This window comes from Anoxybacillus sp. FSL W8-0382 (assembly GCF_038003845.1).
GTDB classification, from domain to species: domain Bacteria; phylum Bacillota; class Bacilli; order Bacillales; family Anoxybacillaceae; genus Anoxybacillus; species Anoxybacillus flavithermus_G.
Genome location: NZ_JBBOPX010000001.1, coordinates 1816465 through 1837091, shown reverse-complemented (window position 1 = coordinate 1837091; position 20627 = coordinate 1816465). Strand labels below are relative to the sequence as shown.

Sequence of the window (20627 nt, the reverse complement as noted above, 5' to 3'; positions counted from 1 at the left end):
AGGTTGGAATTAAGTTAGTTTAAAAAGAATGTTTATAGGGAGTTTGATATACGTATGTCGCTTACGATAATAGAAGAACTTACAGATGTTAGTCAAGAGTTTAAACCATATATAAACGTTGATGAAAAAATGGAGGAACTACAACAGCTTTTAAACACATTCGTTTCGAAACCTGCTATTGTCACTGCTGGTATAGTGAAATCGGGTAAAAGCTCTTTGCTAAATGCGCTTGTACAAAAACCAGAGTATTTCCCAACTGGTGCTGTTCGACAAACGACTGCAAATAAAGTCTTAGAGTTAGACGATTACTTTCTGGTCGATACACCTGGTGTTAATGCCAATCAAGAAGATACAGATGAGGCTATCAAGGCATATAAACAGGCTGATTTACTATTGTTTGTTCATAATCTTGTGGATGGGGAGCTGCAAAGAGTAGAGGTGGAATTCATTAAGAGATTAATGCAATATTTTCCGACAAAAGATGAATTTTGGAATAGATTCGTTTTTGTTGGTTCCAATAGGCATCAATTAGAGAATGAACAAGTGTCGAAAATAACAGAGATAATTCAAGAACAAATTTTTAGGGAGCTTGATACTAAAATTGATGTTTTTTTTACAGTGGACTCCGTTTCATATTTAAGAGGAATGATAGAAGAAAAGGAGAAGTTGCGCGAGTCTAGTGGAATAAGCGAATTATTGTTTTATATTAATGGCAAAAACCAAGAATTGAAAAATAAAAAAATAGATATTTTTTGTGAGAGGGTTCACTCAATCACTACAAAAATAGAAGAGTCTATTAGAAATTATTTAATAAGTCGACTACCAGATGTTGAATCTTTAAATGCAAAAAAAACAAAAGTTTACAAAAGAGATACATATGCTTGAAGAAATAAAGAGCTATATACAAAGTGAGTTATCAACAGAACAGCAGCGTTTGAATAAACTTACAGAAAATTTTCTTGTTTTACCGTCGACATATATTTATTTTTCTGCTAACCCATTTTCACAATACAATTATCGTTCTGAAGAAGCAGCTGAGCGAGCAGCAAAAGAATCTTTCAGGGAAAAATGTTACAGCCATGTAAGTAGTAAAATGTATTCTTTTCAAAAAGAACTAATCAATGCAATAAAACCTTATCAATACTATGAAAAATCTGCTAATAATCCCTATTTTAAAGTTGAGTTAGAATTACAAAAAAATTTAGTTCGACTTACAGATAATGTATTGCAAAGGATAGGAGAACTTGAATTAAAGTATCCGTTCGACTCTCAAATTTCTTTCAATGTTAGTTCTATTAATGTAAATGTTAATACTAATGATATTTTAGAAGCTCTTAACGATTATGATAGTTGCGACTGGTATTTAAAAGCTAATGTCGATACTTATTATATTACTAGGTATGAAAAAGGATGGTTTGGAAGCGAAAAAGAAGTGGAATATTATCAATATGATTTTTCTAAGGCAAAGTCGGATTTAGAAAAAGATCTTAATGCGAATATTGATCAAGCAAAAAGAATTGTAAAAGACGCTTTTTCTCCAGCTATTAAAAAGTTTATCCGTGAGTTGGAAGAAAGCTTAATAAAACATACAAATAAGCTGTTGAGAAGCCTCTCTAAAAATAGTGAGAATATTTTATCGCAAATAAAAGACATAGATTTGCAGTTATCATATATCAAAGCTGAAGAGAAAAAGTTAGAAAAAGCGATAAAAAAATTAAAAGATTATGTAGAAAATTGTTTGGGGAAGTGATTAAATATGTTAACCATTCAACAATATGTTGATTCGTTTTTAGCAAATATTAAAGAAGGATCTGAAAAACTAAAAAATTACACAATGGAAGTAAACGATCGGCAAAAAGAAATTAAAAATCAGTTAAAGTTATTAGACGATTTTATGAAATCTATGTCAAGTAAAGCAGTGAATATGGAAGAAGACGAACTAAAAAAAATGATGATGGAAACAATAGAATTGTATCAACAAAAAATAAAGAAGTGGATTGATCGGGTAGACAATTATATAGCAGGGAAAGAATTTATTCATCAGTTTGAAAAGTCTATTTTACTAGCGGTATTTGGAAACGTTAATTCTGGAAAAAGCTCGCTTGGTAATTTTATTGCTGGCATTCCTTTTGAACAAAGTAAAGTCAGTTATACAACACGACCTCAATTTTATGTGTATGACTGGAGCACACAAGCAAAAGAGCGAGGTGCCGTTCCGCTACAAACGAATGAGTTTAAGGAAAACGATGTGGAGGAAACGAGCACAATACAATACTATACATTAAATGACGGGCTTACATGGGTAGATACACCGGGAATCCATTCACTAAATAAGGAAAATGAAGAGTTGGCTAAAAAATATGTTGACTATGCTGACTTAATTTTGTTTGTTGTTTCCTCGTCTTCCCCGGGTCAAGCTGATGAAATTGTTGAACTAGAGAGATTAATGAGAAAAGAAAAGCCTGTGCTTGTTGTGATAACCAAATCAGACAAGACGATAAAAGACGAGATTGACGGACAACTAGTAACCATTCTTATGCCGAAAGATGAAGAGACAAGAAAAACGCAAGAAAGGTACGTACAAGAAGTAATCTCAAAGAAAGGCATAACAAGCTATTTAAAAAATCAAACGTATTTAAGTGTATCTGTAAGAGTAGCTAAGAAAGCCATTATCGAAAATGATAATGAATTGTTTGTGAAAAGCAACATGCCTAAATTGTACGAGCAAATAGGTAGAACCATTAGTGACAGAGGATTGGAATTAAAGATTGAACGCCCACGCAAAGAAGTTAATAGTACGATTAAAGAAATTCAAGAAGGTTTCAGTGTTGGTGATAATTATTCTATCGGTCTGTTTGAAATGATGGAAACAATCAAGCAATTAGTCGCAAAAATTGATTCGAAAAAACAAGAATTACATTCGTTAAGGAAAAGAATTCTTCCCCAATTAAAAGTTGAAATTACGCCAATCATTGAAACTTCATTAATGAAACTATCCTTAAAACATGATGCGGGCGAAAAAATTGATTCAGAACAGATTGCGCAAAAATTGCTGTACGATATACAGCCAAAATTTAATAAAGTCTTAAGTCAAAACGTAACGGAAATTATAAAAGACTACCAACATATACAACTTCAAGCACTTTCATTAGATATTAACGTTAAATTTGAAGATAAATACGAAACTATAAAATACCAAGAATATGACATCGTTAAAAGGCAACGTGATCCACAGGGAATTTTAGAGCATATCCAACATTTTTTTGGAAAAAAATTTGAGGAAATTGCCCATGTCAAGCGAGAAAAAGAAAAGAAAATTCGTCTAGGCAACAATGTTGTCGATGTTACGGAAAAAGTACTTGATCAAGTATATAAGCAACTAGACTTATTTGTTGAAGAAGCAATTGATGTAATTGCTAATAGTTACTTTAATGCTGTGGAACAGACTTTAAATGAAATAATTAAAAAAATGGAAGAAGTTAATTCTCGGCTTGAACAATTAAAATTTTAAACAGTGGGATGGGGATAGAATGACAGCAAGCAAACTATTAGATTTTAAAAAGTTGTTATCAGAATACTTAGCAGAAACAACTGCATTATTAAACAAACATGGATTTGAGCATACAGCTGTTTCTTTAAAGTCTGAAATTGAACCAAGACTAAAAGAATATGCGCCTAGCCTGATGTTTTATGGAATTTATAATGCCGGAAAAAGTACTCTACTAAATGCGATTTTCGGCGAGGAAAGAGCTTCCGTTGCAGATGTCCCGGAAACAAAGAGTGTAACTAGATATGCTTGGGGTGGATACGATTTAGTTGATACTCCAGGAATTAATGGTCCTGAAGAAGATTATCGGCTATCTCGAAACGAATTAGAAAAACATGATGTCATTTTATTTGTTATTGATGATAGTGAAACGTTTGATAACCGGATTGTTACCCAAGAAATTTTAAAAATTATCCAGATGAATAAGCCATTAATTATTGTTTTAAATAATAAGCAAATTGCAGATAGTGACGAAGGGGACGAAATGCGTGCCCAGCAAATACGAAAAAAAATATTCGCCAATTTGCAACGGGAAGCTGAAAACTATGGGATTGAGAAGATTCAATCTAAATATACTTTTTTACGAGTCAATGCTGAGTCAGCATTGCGAGGAAAATTACAAAATAAGCATATACTTATGCAAAGCAGTGGTATTGAAGACTTGGAAATTACGATTTTAGAAAAATTGAGGGAAGTAGACGGTCCGAAGATTTTGCGCCCTCCAATCTATATGATATTAAAGAATTTGACGGATCTGTTAGAAAATCTTAAACAGTCGATCAAAAAAGAAGACGAAAAAAATTTGCTGCATTTATTAACAACGCTATCTACACAAAAAAATACTTTGTATCAAACTGTTTACTTGAGGGTGAGACAACAAATTTATTCCATTGGCGATGAAATTTATCGTTTTGCCGCAAACGGTCAAGACATTCAATTTTTGGTTGAACAGCTCCAGCGGATTATTGAAACAATTGTTAATGAAGAAATACAGCAAGCTATGTACACTTGGAAAAAGAGTATAAAGACACAAGTAAACATTCCGGCGTTAAATATTCCACGAAGCATCCCCAACTTAAATGAATTAACAACTGTAGCTATAAACATACCGGAAGTAAGCCAAGTGGAAAAAGTGATAGAGGTCGATTCATATGATTCGATTTCCGGGAATATTTTTCGTAGTTTAGTTCGACCAATCATCAAAGAAACTATTTTAATAGAGATAGTAAGAATGATTTTAAATTACCATAAACAGCGTGAGCAGGAACAGAAGGAATTTGAAAAACTAAAAGCTCAGGTAGCTGAGGCTAATGCCAAACAGCAAGAATTACTCCATGCCCAAATAGCGATGTTACAAAATTTGAATACGAAAATACGATTGAGTTTGTTTAAATTTGAAGAGGAAACGATAAGAAATGTCCGGGAAACAATTGACAATCTGTTTACGGAAATAGAGAAAGAAATTAGAGAGCAAATAAACGATGTCGAACGTGATAACGTTGAAATTGAAACTAGTATTAATGCTGTTACCCAGCTAATGCATAAGTTGCAAGTGCTTGATTTGCAATTGGATTCTATATAAATCCAGTTTGAAAATTTGGCATGTTTAACTTAATGCCTGTCCTTGTTTGTCTAAGGTAGTTTAATTAAAGGGCTATGTTTTAAAGCAAGATGAAAATGAATAACTGACGAACGAAAAAATTCTCGTCATAGCGACAGTGTTGCTAGAAAACCGAACATGTCAAAACGGGAAATGTGTCAGTTGCTTAAAGAGTTGATTTTACAATTACATCACAAAATCAAAACTCTGAATTCGCAGCAGTTTTATTCGTCATCACTTAATAATATTCTTTCCGTTTCGTCTTTTCGCCTATTAGGTGAAAAGACGAAATAATAAAACCTCTTGTTGTTTTGATCCTCGTTTGTAAGGGAATGAAGCCAAGTTTTTTCAAAATATACCTAGATGAAGCGATTGCGCGATTAGATCAGGAGATCGAGGAGAGAACGCGCCCTTTTGAAGAAGCGCTGGAGCTCTTAGATACGATTCCGGGAGTCGGGCGGCAAAGTGCGGAACAAATTTTGGCAGAAATCGGAACCGATATGAGTCGCTTTGCATCAGCGAGCCATCTGGCATCGTGGGCAGGCATGGCACCAGGAAACTACGAGAGTGCGGGGAAACGGTTATCAAGCCGAACGAGGAAAGGGAACAAGAAGCTGAGAGCGTGTTTAGTAGAATGTGCCCGTGCCGCCGCGAGAAAGAAGGATGCGTATTTATCCGCGAAATATCACCGCATAGCCGCAAGAAGAGGGGCGAATCGAGCGAGTATGGCAGTTGGACGAACGATATTAGAAATCATCTATTACCTGTTAACTCGGAAGGAACCGTATAAAGAATTAGGGGCAGACTATTGGGATCGTCAACGGGAAGCAAAGATCGTGCGTCAAACGGTGAAGAAATTAGAGGGGTTAGGGTACGAAGTGAAGTTAGAAAAAGTGAGTGCATAAGGGAATTAAACCATATATAAACTTTAATACCTTCCTTTGGAAATTATATTCCAAAGGCTAGGTGGGGGTTGTTTTTTGCCAAATTTTGTTTTCAGGATAGATAGTAAATGAAGGGGAATTATCTATGAATGAAAAAAATAAGAAGAAAGATCATAGCGGACTTATTGATTCGGTCATTGGGGCAACAACAACTGAGAATGTTGAAAGGTATGGTAGAGCAGCGGCTGAATATATTAAGGGCTACAAGGATAATGTTTCAGCTGACGGACACATAATTAAAAAGGGTCTTAAACAAGTAGCAGAATCCAATGTCAATCCTAATTTTGAATATCAGAACCTTAAACAGCAAGCTGGATTCGCTGCAGAAATCCATTATGTCGATAAAACAAATGCAGATAATATAATTAACAGGAAAAATACTCGAGTAAGTAGATCAAATGATGTTGGTCTCGGGAATCATACTCAGTTTGATATTTTAGCAGTGGATGTAGATGGAAACCCAATAGTAAACGCAAATCAACCTCTATGGAGTGCACAGATGAAATTTTGTGGAGGTTATCAAACTCAAGAACAAATACAAAAAAGTTCAGAAAAACTTGTTAGAAAATTAGTAAGTAAAGATTGGGATAGATATAGGGGAAATAAAGTTCTTGTTCCTTCTGAACAATATGAGTTAGCAAAAAAATATGCACAAGAACAATCAGAAAAGTTAAGTGCCAAAGCAAAAGAATTTCGTACAAATGGGAATTTAGAAAAAGCTAAAATGCTTGAGGATAAAGCCAAAAAATATAGGCAGGCAGCAAAGGATATTACAGACAGTGGGATAAGTTCTCGAGAAGCAATGTTTTTAAGAGAACATCCTAAATTGGCTACTGCTAAATATGTTGCTAAGACTGCCCATCATTCCGGAGTAGAGCAAGCAAAAGCCGTAGCAGTTATTTCAGCGGCAATTTCTACATCAAAAAATATTGTTTGTGTAATGAGAGGGGAAAAGGAAATTAAGGATGCATTAAAAGATGTTGCTATAGATACGGTAGGAGGAAGTACAAGTGCTTATATTATTGGTGCGAGTGATACCGCAATAAGAGGTTTTATGGCTTCAAGCAAGAATAGTATCTTTGTAAATTTATCCAAGACTAATTTGCCTGCAACAATTGCTACGGTAGGTGTCCAAGTAGGAAAATCGTTAATACGATATGCAAATGGAGAGATAGATGCAATTCAATTAGTTGAAGAGTTGGGTGAAAAAGGTACAGGGGCTATTGCAGCAAGCTGGGGAGGAGCAATTGGGACAGCTATCTTTCCAGGGGTAGGGACAGCTATAGGTGCAATGATTGGATATATAACATCTTCAACAATATATGGTGCTGCAATGCAAGTGTTACATGAAGAACAAATTTCTGTAGAGCGTCGTGTGAGGGTTCATGCTATTGCTACAGCTGCAATTGAGTCAATGAATTCTCAACGTAGAATATTAGAAAAAATGATAAATGAATTTTACAGCAATCGAGAAATACTCTTTCAGCAGAGTTTTCAACTTATAGATTTAGCTATTAAGAACGATAATTTAGAACAATTTACTGAAGGGCTAAATAAAATAGCACTAGAGATGGGAAAAGCCTTACAGTTTAAAAATTTTGATGAGTTTAATAATTTTATGCTCAATCAAAATATAGCACTTGAATTTTAATAATTTTATAGAGGGGAGTAGATATTTATGCCATTACCGCTTATACCAATTATTTTAGGAGGAATTGCAGCATCTACTGCAGCAAAGGGTCTTAAAGACGGAATTGAGGCCAAAAGAAATATGAATGAAGCCAAAAAAGTAAATGAAGCTGCAAAAGCAATAGCTAAAGAAGCAGAAGACTTTATTGCTATGGCTAAAGATAAGACAAAAGGAGCTATAGAGGCTCTGGGACATGAGAAAATACGATTGCTTACCACATCTATGCATGACTTTGTAACAAGCTTCGAAAAAATTAAGAATATTAATTTAAAAAATAGTCAAGGAATTGACGAGTTAAGGAATTTTAACCCATCGAGTGAAAGTTTCAGGCAATTAAAAGAAGCTACTTTTGAAGCCAAGCAAGTTGCGGTTAACGGTCTTGCCGCTGTTGGATCTGGTGCATTACTTGCTTATGGTACATATAGCGCTGTTATGAGCGGCTTAGGCGGTTTAATTGTTACATCTACAACAGGTACAGCACTTGGAACTCTTTCGGGAGCAGCTGCTACAAATGCAACATTAGCTTGGCTTGGTGGTGGGGCACTTACAGCTGGTGGTTCTGGTATGATGGGAGGAATGATCGTTTTAGGTGGGCTTGTTGTAGGACCAGCACTTGCAGTTGGTGGAAGTATTTTTGCAAGTCAAGCTCGTAAAGCGTTAAATGATTCTTATGCAAACTATGATAAAGCCAAGGCATTCAAGGAGCAGGCAAAAAATATTGGGGTTGCATTAAAGGGGATATTTATTAGAGCAAATCAGCTCACGGAGTTATTACAAAAACTCGATACTTATTTTGTAAATTATGTATCTAAAATGAAAGTTACAATTAATAATCGAGGAGTTGATTGGAATAATTATAGTTTAGCTGAACAACAGGACATATATAGATGCGTACAATTAGCCCAAACAATAAAGACTGTGCTTGATACTTCTTTGTTAAAGGAAAATGGAGAATTAGAAGAGGCAACAAATAGAGTATTGGAAGATGGAAATCGTTATTTACAGATGATTGAGCGTATGTAGGTTAAAATGTTGAGGAGGTTATAAAAATGGACGATAAGAAACGAAGAATGATTGAAAAAGAGGAAGAAATAACTAGTGGTTCTGGTATCTGGAGTGGTTATTCAATGGGAAACGATCCAAGTAATGAGTATTCAGTTAAATATCTTAGTAGAGCAGCTGAAAAGATATGCGATAACAGAGTAAAGTGGAGGGATATCATTATCTTATTTAGTGATAGTTTTTTCGGTGAAGGTAAATCAGGATTTGTTTTATCTACTGATGGAATATATGTAAAGTCATCATTAAATAAACACTCAAAATTTAGTGTTCAATACTCTGATATTGATTTTGTATTTTATGATACGCTTGAAAGTAAGCCTGTACTTAAAATATACACGAAATATGATGATTGTAAAATTATTGATCACCCATGGTTTAATTTAGAGGTATTATGTGATCTGATTGATGCAATGAAAGAAATAGAAGACGAGTATGATAATCTTAAATTAGAGTGGTAGGCTTATCAATTCTACTATTAGGGATAAATCATGTTGGATGGGGAATCTTTAAGTTGGATTTTACTTTTCGAAGGGAGAAACGATAAACATGAAAAGACTTTTATCGCTATTTTTTGCATTTGTATTGCTACTTGTAGCTACAACAGGTTGCTCATCCGAACAATCATCCAGCAGCAAAAATGACGACAAAAAACAAGAATCGAAAGAACCATTGTCAAAAGAAGAATTTACTAAAATGATTTCTAACCCAGATAAGTATAAGGGCTCTAAAGTGGATTTTTACGCTAAAATTTTTGTTGAACCAGAGAAGGATGATGACGGAATTTACATTCAAGCATTTGCTGATCCAAAAAATAGCGAACAGAATGTGATTGTTGTAGCTGACCCGAAGACTGATGTGAAAAATGAAGACATCATTCATGTAGTTGGAACTGTTAGAGAATCATTTGAAGGTGAAAACGCACTAGGTGGAAAAGTTACTGCTCCAATTATTGATGCAGAAAAAGTGGAAAAAGCAGATTATGTAACGGCGTTCTCCAAACCAATTAAAACTATTGAAGTAAATAAAGAAATCAATCAGCATGGTTATATCGTAAAATTGAATAAAGTAGAGATTGCAGAAGATGAAACAAGAGCGTATGTTACGATTTCAAACCAGAGCAATTCCAAAATTAATTTCTGGGAGAATAATGCAAAGCTTTTAGTAGGTAATACACAACTTGATAGAGCGGATAACTTTGAAGCAGGCTATCCTGAAATTCCGACAGATATTTTACCAAAAACAAATGTAGAAGCAATCATTCCTTTTCCGGCTATCGACGCAAATGAACAAGTAATCAAATTTTATTTCGAAGGAAGTTCTGAAAACTATGATATTAATATCGAGCCGTTCCAATTCGAAGTAAGCATTGCTCAACAGTAAAATGGTGAAGTGAGGGAATTGTGAGTAAATCAACATTCCCTCGCTGTCCGTTGTTTTACAGAGAGTAATAGACACCGATCAAAATGACAAAAATAATGTTTCGATTTTTGGAACCTTCACTGCAAGCTTAAATCGTCTGCCCATGGCAAAGCCGTTGAAAAAGATGGTGATTAAGCCAGAATAATTTCGCGTGAAGACGATAGAAAGCATGTTAAGGAATTATACATAAGCTTTATAGACTTGTCGATATATGTCATCTTTTCAGGAATTTTATCTAAAATTTCATCGTTAAATGTATAGTAAAATATACCTATAAATTGCTAATTTACATGTTTCTTGTCGAAGGAGAATAGGATGTATGCTGGCTGTAGAGGATAACGTTCGCATTCGGAGAGAAAGTAGTTTGGAATATTACAAAATGATTTGTTCATTTCCTTATCAAAATCACCCAATCTTTTATGAAAATAAGGCTCTCCGAAGGGCATATATAATATTGCTGCATCATTATGCAAAAGAAGATGTGGATTATCAGAGGTACTGCAAACCGATCATTACATTATATGAACATTGTTTCAATATAGAAGAAATTTATAAGGAACAAACCTCGCAGAGTAGTCTAAAATTTATCAAAGAAATTCGAAAGACAAGATGGAAATTCGAAAAAGCGAAACTTCATGTATATAACTACAAATACTTGTTTTTCGCGCATTATTTGTTGTTAATATATGGATATATATCAATGGATCATCCTTATGTATTAGACGTAATCGATAAACAACATTTAAAGATTCATAATAAAGATGCAGAGTGCATTGTTCATTTTGTCAATGCGCTAAAAACAGGAGATTTCGAAGCAGCAAAGTCGTATTTGAATCGAAAGAAGTTTCATCATTTGCATTTTTATTATGATGCATATAAGAAACAAACACAATTTTTAAAGGGTGTGGAAAAAAGATATTTAATTGTGGGAACGATGAGTTCCGGCAAATCAACTTTTTTAAATAGTTTAATAGGAAAAGAGATATTTCCTTCGCAAAATGAAGCATGTACCTCAAAACTGTTTACATATGTTCATCGACCTTCTGTAGAACATTTCATTTTGCAATGGGATCAACATGAATCTTTTGATTATGTGACTGATGACATTATGGGGAAAATTGATGAGTTAAATAAACATTCGACAGTTAAGCGAGTGCAAATCGAAGGAAAAACGTCCCCCATATTGTCTTTTGAACATCGTGTTGTATTTATCGATACACCTGGAACGAATAATTCTATGAATCGCCGTCATGAGGAGGCTACTTTGGAAGCGATTCGAAACGAACAATACGATACAATCTTTTATTTAATGAACGCTACCCAGCTTGGTACAGACGATGATCGAAGGCTGCTTAGCTATGTAAAAGAGCATATTGAAAATCATAACGATAAGCCAATTATATTCATTGTAAACAAAGCCGATGAAATCGATGAAGAGGCAAATGAATCGCTTCAAGAACTGTTGGAGAGCACAAAAACATACTTAAAGCAAAATGGATTTGAAAACCCTAGCATAATACTGCTTTCCGCCTATATAAGCAACCTATGTCAAAAAGTTTTAAACGGCGAAAGCTTAACGAGAAGGGAACAAAATCAATTCGATTTCTTTTACGACTATTTTGCGGAAGAAACACAAGACTTGACAAAATATGCAACAGAACCTTGCGCATTTCGACCAGAGATTCCGAATGATCAACGGGAGGTGAAAACAAAAAATAAACCATATGATATTAAGCGTATTTATACCGTTTTACAGCACTCAGGAATGTATCAAATTAAAAACTACATGTAATTTAGGGGGAAGAGCACTCAATGGTTGATGTGTATATGAAATATAATCCATACACTGTTGAAACTGTCATCGAAATAGATGGGAAAAATGTGATGGAAAACGGAAAGCTAAGCAAGTATAAAAATGAAAGATTGCAAGTGTGGATTCATGAATTGCTGCCTACATTGATTGAAGAGTTAAATGAAGATAGCATACATATTCGCTTTAAAGGAACATTGCCTGACTATGAAGATTTACGGGAAGCTTGCCAACAGTTTTCTTCTATTCGCATTGAACATATCCCAGCAAAAGAAAGCGCCGATAAAATGGAAGAATTAAAGAAATTAGTTGAACATATGCAAAGCGGTCCTTTCGAATCGTTGCGTAACGAAAAAGTGAAAGAAAATTTCTATAAAGCGCTAAATAGCGAATTTGAAATCGCTGTTATTGCCACGATGAGTTCTGGAAAATCAACATTAATCAACGCACTATTAGGAAAAGAATTAATGCCTTCAAAAAACGAGGCGTGCACAGCGACCATCGCTCGAATTAAAAACGTTCCTGAACGTTCCACTTTTTCAGCTGTTTGTTACGATGCTGATGGGAATGAAATTACGTCCAAAGAAAATGTAACTTATGAAGATATGGATGACTTTAATAATAATCGAACAGTGTCTGTCATTGAAGTGGAAGGAAATATTCCGCCGATCTCGGCAAAGACAATGAATTTAGTGCTCGTGGATACTCCAGGTCCTAATAACTCAGTGGACAGTAGTCATAGGGAGCACACATATCGCGTGATTAAAGATGACGACAAACCAATGGTCCTATATGTTTTAAATGGAACGCAACTGCATACAGATGATGATTATTTTCTGCTAAATAGTGTTGCAGAGGCAATGAAGGTAGGCGGCAAACAATCAAAAGATCGTTTTATTTTTGCCGTCAATAAAGCGGATGAATTTGATCCAGAAAAAGGAGAAGACTTACGTGGCGTTTTAGAGCGTGTCAAAAAATATTTAGAAAAGCATGGAATTGAAAATCCGAATATTTATCCTGTATCAGCTGAGACGGCAAAAGTCATTCGAATGTATCAAAATGGATTAGATTTAACTAGACATCAAAGAAAAACATTAAATAGTATTGATTTATTTATTGAGGAACCAGTTATGCATTTAGAGCAGTATGCTCCTTTAAGCCCATCGTTAAAGAATAAGATAGCAGATCAAATTATGATAGCAAGAGATAACAATGATGAGTATACGGAAGCATTGTATCATTCTGGAATTCCATCCATTGAAGCAGCGATTAATGAGTATTTAGATAAGTATGCAGTCACATCGAAAATTACAAATGCTGTAAATTCGTTTAAAAAGATTGTTGAACGCGAGCAGATGATGCAAAACCTCCAAGAAGAAATGGCAAAGGACGAGGAAAAACGCCAAGAAATAAAAAGACAAATGGAGCGCATTGAGAAAGAGTTAGCTCAGGGAGAAAAAGCTAAGCAATTTAAAGAGCAAATTAATAAGCTAGATTTTAATGTAGATGAATACTTTGAAAAGGTATATCAAAAAATCTTTGTAAAGTTACAAGAAATTGCAGATAAATTTCGTAATGAACGAATCCCAAAATATAAAGCGGATGCCATTTTGTATGGTGTAAAAAAAGATATAGAAGCGCTTCAAAGCGATGCAATTACCGATTTAGAAAAGATCATTATAGATGTATTGCGTAACAGTGCACAAAAATATATCGATGAATATCGAACGTACATTAAAAATATTGTCGGCTTCAATGAAGGAAAAGTGTTAAACTGGATGCCTGTTGAATTTTTTGAATCGGAATTACCTGATGTAGAAGATTTAATAGATTCCTATACTTATAAAGAGAAGGAATGGGCTGGGACACGAACAGTGAAGAATCATCGAAAAAAATGGTATAAGCCGTGGACATGGTTTGAAGACAGTTATATTGAAGAAGATGTATACGAATATAGGGAATACGTTGATTTAACGAAAATTCGTGAAGAATTTTTAGCACCTATTAGATTCTCTTTGGAAGAAAATTTTAATAGCACAAAAGACTATGCAGAAAGAGAGAAAAATAATCTAAAAGCATACTTTATTTCTGAAATTAATCAGCTTGAACAATTGATGAAATCACGTGTACAAGAAATTAAACAATTAGCTAGTCATAGCAATGAACTGAAGGAGCGAATAGAAGAAAATAAAAAGAAAAAACAATGGCTCGATAATTTCGTTGCAAGATTAGATTCTATTCTTGATATATAAACTATGAAAAAGGAGTAATAGTATGGGAAATTCCAAAACGTTTTTAGAACAAGCAATTCAAGAAAAAAATATTCGTAAAATCCGCAATGCTATTGGTTCATATATTATGGCAGATCCACTGGATAGAAATGGAGAAATAGCGAACGCAGTTCGAAAGGTAGAAGCTGCCGGTATCAATATATGGCAAGAACATGACGGTAGAGACTTTGAATATGACTGCACAAAATGGGATAAAGAATACTTCACATTACTGCAATCACAATTAACATTAAATTTTTCAAAAAAGCGCTTTGAACATATGTTGGAAGTTGGTAGAAAAGTATATGAAGCAGAGCAAACAATAAGATCTTCTGATTCTTTCACTTTAAAAGTAAAGCCAACTCAATCTTTAAAAGGGAAACAAGATCCTTTGGGAAAGTTTTTGACAGCAGGAACGGTGGTGATCGCTGCTGCAGCAGCAGTACTTTATTATCTAATAAAGAAATAAACGATGAACTAAGAGAACAGATTCGAAAATATCATCTACTTAATGAGCGGCTTGAAAAGGAAAATGAGAAACTATTCAAAGAAAATAAAAAACTTCGTCAAGAAAATGAAATGTTGCAAACAAGAGTTAGAGATTTGTTGCAACGAATTGAAGAATATGCGAGCATTGATGACATTCAAAAGGTTAAAGAATTAATGAATTTTTCACGAAATAGGGATTACTAATTCATAGTTAAAAGGGGAATTTTTTATGAACTCACTTGATGTCAGAAAGGAAAACGACCTTATTCAATCGTTTCAGTTGGCAAGTGAATTTGTCGAAAAAAACTACTTATCTGAGCTAACAACACATGAGGTGGTTCCTATACCACCTCATATTGAAAGTTTAACAGTGAGACAGCATATTCGTTTGTTTAAAATCACCAAAATTGTTTATGATCAAAACGAGGATATTTCAGAAAAGCTTATTAACATTTTTAATACGGTGGGAAACTTGAATAGTTCTCTTATTCTCATTCTCGACAGTAAAGGAACGGATGTAGATTTATATATTGGAGTGCGCTCGATCGATCCACAGCGAAGCATAAATGAAGCGAAAGAAGGATTGCAAAAAAGTTTTAACGGCCATTTCCCAGGAACAGAACTGCGTAATTTGCGAAATAGTGAAATTGAGAAAGTTGTAGAAAATTTATTTCAATCACGCTTAAGTGAATTGAATAAAGTGATTACAGCAGTCTCAGGTATTCCTGCGCTTAAAGATGTTGATAAAAAAAGCTATATACAAGGATTGGAAAAGTTAATTGACTCGATGAAAGGTGAGACATTTTCAGCCATATTTATTGCTGAGCCTGTACAACCGAAAACAGTCGCTGAAATTTATCAAGGCTACGAAACATTATATTCACAGCTTGTCCCATTTCAACAAACGGAACTTTCTTTTAGCGAAAATGATAGTAAAGCGGTCGCCGAAGGAATCAGTAATAGTGTTACGAATACCATTAATGAAAGCCTTGCTAAAACACAAAGTCATACAAAAGGTTCAACGGAAGGAAGTTCCCGGAATGAGAGTGTTTCTAAAGGGGGAAACACGGGATTTTCTCTCTTTTTCTCAGTAGGAACAAATCGAACATCAACGAAAGGAGTAACAATTAGTTCAACGTTAAGCACGTCAGATACAGAAGGAACAACGACAACGACAGGGACATCAAAATCAGACGCAACAACAACTAGTAAGACAGAAACGATTACAGAGGGGACAAGCAGAAGTTTGCAAATTAAGTTTGAAAATAAATCGGTTACAAATTTACTTGAAAAGATCGATGAACAATTAAAACGTCTAAAAAGCTCAGAAGACTATGGCTTATGGAACTGCGCTTGTTATTTTGTCGCAGAAGACGCCCAAACTGCAAAAGTGGCTGCAAGTACGTATCAATCGATTATGCGAGGAGATAATTCCTCTGTTGAACATTCCGTTATTAATACGTGGGATAATGATAATCAACAAAAATTAGAAATGATTACGAAGTATTTAACTAAATTGCATCATCCGCTCATTCGCCTGCAAGTGAATAATGGGCTAAACGTTCCTTACGTATCTCCGGGGACGCTCATTAATGGAAGAGAACTGGCGATTAGTTTTGCGTTGCCGAGAAAATCGGTCAGCGGGTTGCCAGTTCTTGAAGCAGTGGAGTTTGGGAGAAATGTTTGGACATACGATAATAACGATGATGGGAAAACAAAAATAAAATTAGGTAAAATATTCCATATGGGACGTTCTGAAGAAACGGAAGTCACTCTTGATCTACAAAGTCTTTCTATGCACACATTTATTACAGGATCTACAGGATCTGGTAAATCTAACACAGTCTACACTTTATTAGATCGTCTTGAAAAAGAAAATATACATTTTCTAGTCATTGAACCTGCTAAAGGTGAATACAAACAAGTATTTGGTGGACGAAAAGACGTTTATGTTTTTGGAACGAATCCAACGTTGTCTACTTTATTAAAAATTAATCCGTTTCGTTTCCCAAACGGTATTCATGTGTTGGAGCACATTGATCGACTAATTGAAATTTTTAACGCATGTTGGCCGATGTATGCCGCCATGCCAGCAATATTAAAAGAAGCAATTGAGCAGAGTTATGAGAAATGTGGTTGGGACTTAGAGGAATCCATCAATATTTATGAAGAGCCTGTTTTTCCAACATTCAAAGATTTACTTAACACGTTGCCGGAAATCATTCATAGTTCCGCTTATTCGCAAGATACGAAAAGCGATTATACCGGCGCGTTAGTGACAAGGGTTCACTCATTAACAAATGGTTTAATTGGGCGTATGTTCTCTGACGATGAGACGGATAATATGAAACTATTTGATCGAAACTGTTTGATCGACTTAAGCCGTATTGGTTCAACTGAAACGAAAGCGTTAATGATGGGGATTTTATTGATGCGGTTACAAGAACATCGTATGTCATTCACATCAACTATGAATCACGAATTACAACACGTAACGGTATTAGAGGAAGCCCATCATTTATTAAGACGTACAAATTTTGATCAAGCTCAAGAAAGTGCCAATCTTCAAGGGAAAGCGGTTGAAATGTTGGCAAATGCCATAGCTGAAATGCGGACATATGGTGAAGGATTTATTATTGTCGATCAGGCTCCTGGACTATTGGATAGATCGGTGATACGTAACACAAATACAAAAATCATTCTTCGCCTGCCGGATCGGTATGATCGTGAAGATGTCGGACAAGCTACAACATTGAATGAACAGCAAATGAACGAAGTAGCAAAATTAAAAACGGGGGTTGCTGTTATTTATCAAAATAACTGGCTTGAACCTGTTCTATGTGAGATTGATGAATTTAAAAGCGCGAAACCTTATATTTATATGAATGATGCCAATAACGACAATGATAAGCAAATGCGGAGTAATATTATCCAGCTGCTTTTAGAAGGACGGGTAGCTACAGAACAAAAACTCGATTTAAGCCATCTCGATATCCATTCACTTATAAAATGGTTGGAACAGCAAGAGATTCATTTGAAAGAAAAGCAAATATTAATAGATAATTTGTACCAATATATAGAAAAGGGAGCAATGAGTCTATGGGAAACAAATCGTTTTGAGGAATTGGCGCATCTTGCTGCTCTTTTTGTGCCAGTAGAAAAATTATTGCGATTTGCAAGAAGTTCTAAAGATTTTAATGAATGGAACGAACGTGTAAGTTTAGCATTGAAGAGATATGTTGACTTACAAGAAAACGATGCATACGAGAAGGTATTTATTCAATGTATCCTTCGGGAGCGATCGAAAGAAAATGATGAGTTTAAAGATTTTTATTTTAAGTGGATTGAACATTATCGCAGGGAGAGTGCAGTATGATTGAAGTTTTTGTAGCAGAAATAGCCAAGAAAGAAATTGGCTCATTATTAAAAGATATCCCGACATTTGTGAAGGATTTGAATGCTACTGAGGTATTAAACTATGCAGAAGCGGACAAACCTTTATATGAACAAGAAATGAGTAAAAAAGATATTATTGACCTAAACCGTATAAACGGCGATTTAAGCGAAGTACAAGTGGATAAACAGTTACAAGAACTATATCCTGAACGACAGAGACATACGGTTATTGATGAAGCACATTTTCCTATCGCTAGAATAGAGACAATTAATGATCATTTAGAAGGAACTGTTCACCCAGAAACAGGTGTACCATTTGAAGCAAAAGTAATTGAACTTACAGACGGCACGAGAATTGAGGGGGTTTTTCCGCAATTCGACCCCACTTTTGATGTGCAATTACCTGAAAATATGTATTTAGACACTGATTACCGGCAATTTTCCTATGCAAATCAACAACTTAAAGAAGCGATTCAACAAAACCCGGAATTGGCTAAGCGGTTTAATGCTCTTCAGCTTGAACAGATTGAAGAAGGGGAAACACCAGATGGATTTACATGGCATCATAGTGAGGAAGTCGGGAAATTACAATTAGTTGATGAAAGGATTCATGCTCTAACAGGTCATACTGGAGGACGGAATATATGGGGTGGAGGTTCGCCGCACCGTTAATAAAGATTTAGGGAGGATAATGAAGATGTTTCCGCAAATTGAATGGAAATTTACTAAGTCACCAATTGATAGAGAGACCATTTCTAATATTGAGAAGTATTTTGATATAGAATTTCCAGAAGAATATAAGAAAATTGTATTAAATTATAACGGGGCTAGACCGAAACCTAACGTATACGATACCGAAAAAACAAAAGAACGTACAGTTAAATCATTATTATCTTTACATCAAAAAGATGAGGGAAATATTTTGGATGTAATGAATTGGATATCAGGAAGACTACCTTCTAAGTTTATCCCATTTGCAAATGATGATAGTGGTAATTACTTATGTTTTGATTACAGTAAAAATCACAAAAATCCTCCAATTTACCTATGGCTTCATGAAGAAAATATGGCTGAAAAAGTAAGCGAAAGTTTTGTAAGCTTTTTATCGAAACTTTATTTACCATAGATGATTTAGCAAACAGTGAAGTTAAAGAGGCGAGAAAGATAATAAAATTCCCTATGGTGCTATATAAATTGAAATAAAGGTTTTCTCCCGTTCCACGGCGAATAAATACAAAGAGAAAATAAGGGAACGGAGAGAAAACTATGATGCCAAATCACAAAGACGAGATCGAAAAGTTGTCCACTGCCATGAAAGAAGCAAAAAGTAAACGAGCATATGAACGCTACCAAGCGATTTGTCTTCATTTGCAGGGATATACCAAAGGAGAAATCGCAACGATTATTGGTCGATCCAAGAAAACTATTTATAACTATATTCATGCCTACGCCCAGCGCGGTCTTGATGGACTGGAGATGAAATACTCACCTGGCGCCCCACGTCGATTGACCCCTGAGCAGGAAAAAGAGCTGGCTTTGATCATTGAACATCAGCTCCCCGTAGATGTGGGATTCGAAGCAAAATATAATTGGACGCTTGCGATAATCGCTGAACTCATTCAACAAAAGTGGGGGCCAACATACACGCTTCGCGGAACAAGTGACATTCTGCATCGGTTAGGGCTAAGCTATACGAAACCGACCTATACACTAGCCAATGCCGATGAAGAGAAACAAAAAGAATTCGTCGAAATCACCTTCCCTGAAGTAAAAAAAAACTGGTAGATGGGAACATCGCCCATGTCCTCTTTCAAGATGAGTCGATGATTCGTGATTACCAAGCGATTCAAAAAACATGGTTTGTCAAAGGAAAACAACGAATCATTCCGACGTTTGGAAAACATCAAGGGCTGAAGCTGATTGGCACGTTGAACTACGAAACAGGGGAAGTGTTTTGCATCGAAGAAGAACGCTATGACGCGGAAACATTTCTTCGATTTCTTCAACTTGTGTTAGAACGCTATCCCACAGGCAAAATAGTGATGATTTTAGATAACGCTCGAATTCACCATGCCAAACTCATTCAGCCATTTTTAAAAGAACACGAAGATCGGTTAGAGCTCGTCTTTTTGCCACCATACAGTCCGCAATTGAACTTGATTGAAGGGCTATGGAAATGGCTGAAATCAGACGTGATTTACAACGTGTTCTATTCGAGTGTGCAAGAAATTAGAAAGAATGTCCAAGCCTTTATTCAGCGAATCAACCAGAAACCAGAACAAACGATCGATCGTTTGTGTGTTCAGTTGTAAATCTTTAATTCAACTTATATAGATTATGAAAAATTCATTTCGGGTAAATAACTGGACTTTGTGAAATATGAAAAATATGGAGAAAAAG

Annotated in this window: 15 protein-coding genes and 1 pseudogene; all 16 read left to right on the top strand. The window is 35.1% G+C overall.

The features are described 5' to 3' along the window. Positions 1-54: 54 nt before the first annotated feature. Complete coding sequence (locus NSS60_RS09625; protein ID WP_340720807.1) at positions 55-885, top strand: GTPase; 831 nt, start codon at positions 55-57, stop codon at positions 883-885. Further along, on the top strand, positions 842-1750 hold the full coding sequence (locus NSS60_RS09620; RefSeq protein ID WP_340720806.1) for a hypothetical protein: 909 nt from the start codon (positions 842-844) through the stop codon (positions 1748-1750). Before NSS60_RS09625 ends, NSS60_RS09620 begins: the two co-directional genes overlap by 44 nt. Positions 1751-1756: 6 nt before the next feature. Beyond that, a complete protein-coding gene (locus NSS60_RS09615) occupies positions 1757-3511 on the top strand; it encodes a dynamin family protein (protein WP_340720805.1) in 1755 nt (584 codons plus the stop codon). A gap of 19 nt (positions 3512-3530) precedes the next feature. Next, the gene (locus NSS60_RS09610; protein WP_340720804.1) at positions 3531-5129 is read left to right on the top strand and encodes a GTPase; all 1599 of its coding nucleotides are present in this window, start codon (positions 3531-3533) and stop codon (positions 5127-5129) included. 374 nt (positions 5130-5503) lie between these two features. Next, positions 5504-6052, top strand: a pseudogene (locus NSS60_RS09605) (transposase); the annotation flags it as partial. Between the two features lie 124 nt (positions 6053-6176). Beyond that, the gene (locus NSS60_RS09600) at positions 6177-7742 is read left to right on the top strand and encodes a hypothetical protein (protein ID WP_340720803.1); all 1566 of its coding nucleotides are present in this window, start codon (positions 6177-6179) and stop codon (positions 7740-7742) included. A 27-nt stretch (positions 7743-7769) separates the two neighbouring features. Then, positions 7770-8804: a hypothetical protein gene (locus NSS60_RS09595; protein ID WP_340720802.1), complete on the top strand. Its 1035-nt coding sequence runs from the start codon at positions 7770-7772 to the stop codon at positions 8802-8804. 26 nt (positions 8805-8830) lie between these two features. Then, positions 8831-9301 (top strand): hypothetical protein, encoded by a 471-nt coding sequence (locus NSS60_RS09590; RefSeq protein ID WP_340720801.1) that lies wholly within the window; start codon positions 8831-8833, stop codon positions 9299-9301. A gap of 88 nt (positions 9302-9389) precedes the next feature. Beyond that, a complete protein-coding gene (locus NSS60_RS09585; protein ID WP_340720800.1) occupies positions 9390-10223 on the top strand; it encodes a DUF4352 domain-containing protein in 834 nt (277 codons plus the stop codon). Between the two features lie 403 nt (positions 10224-10626). Next, entirely contained in the window at positions 10627-12054 is a 1428-nt protein-coding gene (locus NSS60_RS09580) for a dynamin family protein (protein WP_230456200.1), read from the top strand. A gap of 20 nt (positions 12055-12074) precedes the next feature. Next, on the top strand, positions 12075-14324 hold the full coding sequence (locus NSS60_RS09575; protein WP_340720799.1) for a dynamin family protein: 2250 nt from the start codon (positions 12075-12077) through the stop codon (positions 14322-14324). A 22-nt stretch (positions 14325-14346) separates the two neighbouring features. Continuing rightward, the gene (locus tag NSS60_RS09570) at positions 14347-14811 is read left to right on the top strand and encodes a hypothetical protein (RefSeq protein WP_004891157.1); all 465 of its coding nucleotides are present in this window, start codon (positions 14347-14349) and stop codon (positions 14809-14811) included. Between the two features lie 249 nt (positions 14812-15060). After that, positions 15061-18207: an ATP-binding protein gene (locus NSS60_RS09565; RefSeq protein ID WP_004891156.1), complete on the top strand. Its 3147-nt coding sequence runs from the start codon at positions 15061-15063 to the stop codon at positions 18205-18207. Further along, positions 18204-18899 (top strand): HNH endonuclease, encoded by a 696-nt coding sequence (locus NSS60_RS09560; protein WP_004891153.1) that lies wholly within the window; start codon positions 18204-18206, stop codon positions 18897-18899. The genes NSS60_RS09565 and NSS60_RS09560 overlap by 4 nt, the downstream gene beginning before the upstream one ends. 25 nt (positions 18900-18924) lie before the next feature. After that, positions 18925-19353 (top strand): SMI1/KNR4 family protein, encoded by a 429-nt coding sequence (locus NSS60_RS09555; RefSeq protein WP_051035087.1) that lies wholly within the window; start codon positions 18925-18927, stop codon positions 19351-19353. Between the two features lie 140 nt (positions 19354-19493). Beyond that, positions 19494-20539, top strand: a protein-coding gene (locus tag NSS60_RS09550; protein ID WP_088223366.1) for an IS630-like element ISBs2 family transposase whose coding sequence is annotated in 2 segments (ribosomal slippage) — positions 19494-19997 and positions 20000-20539 — 1044 coding nt in all. Because the reading frame shifts where the segments join, the coding sequence is not laid out codon by codon here. The last annotated feature ends 88 nt before the right edge of the window (positions 20540-20627 follow it).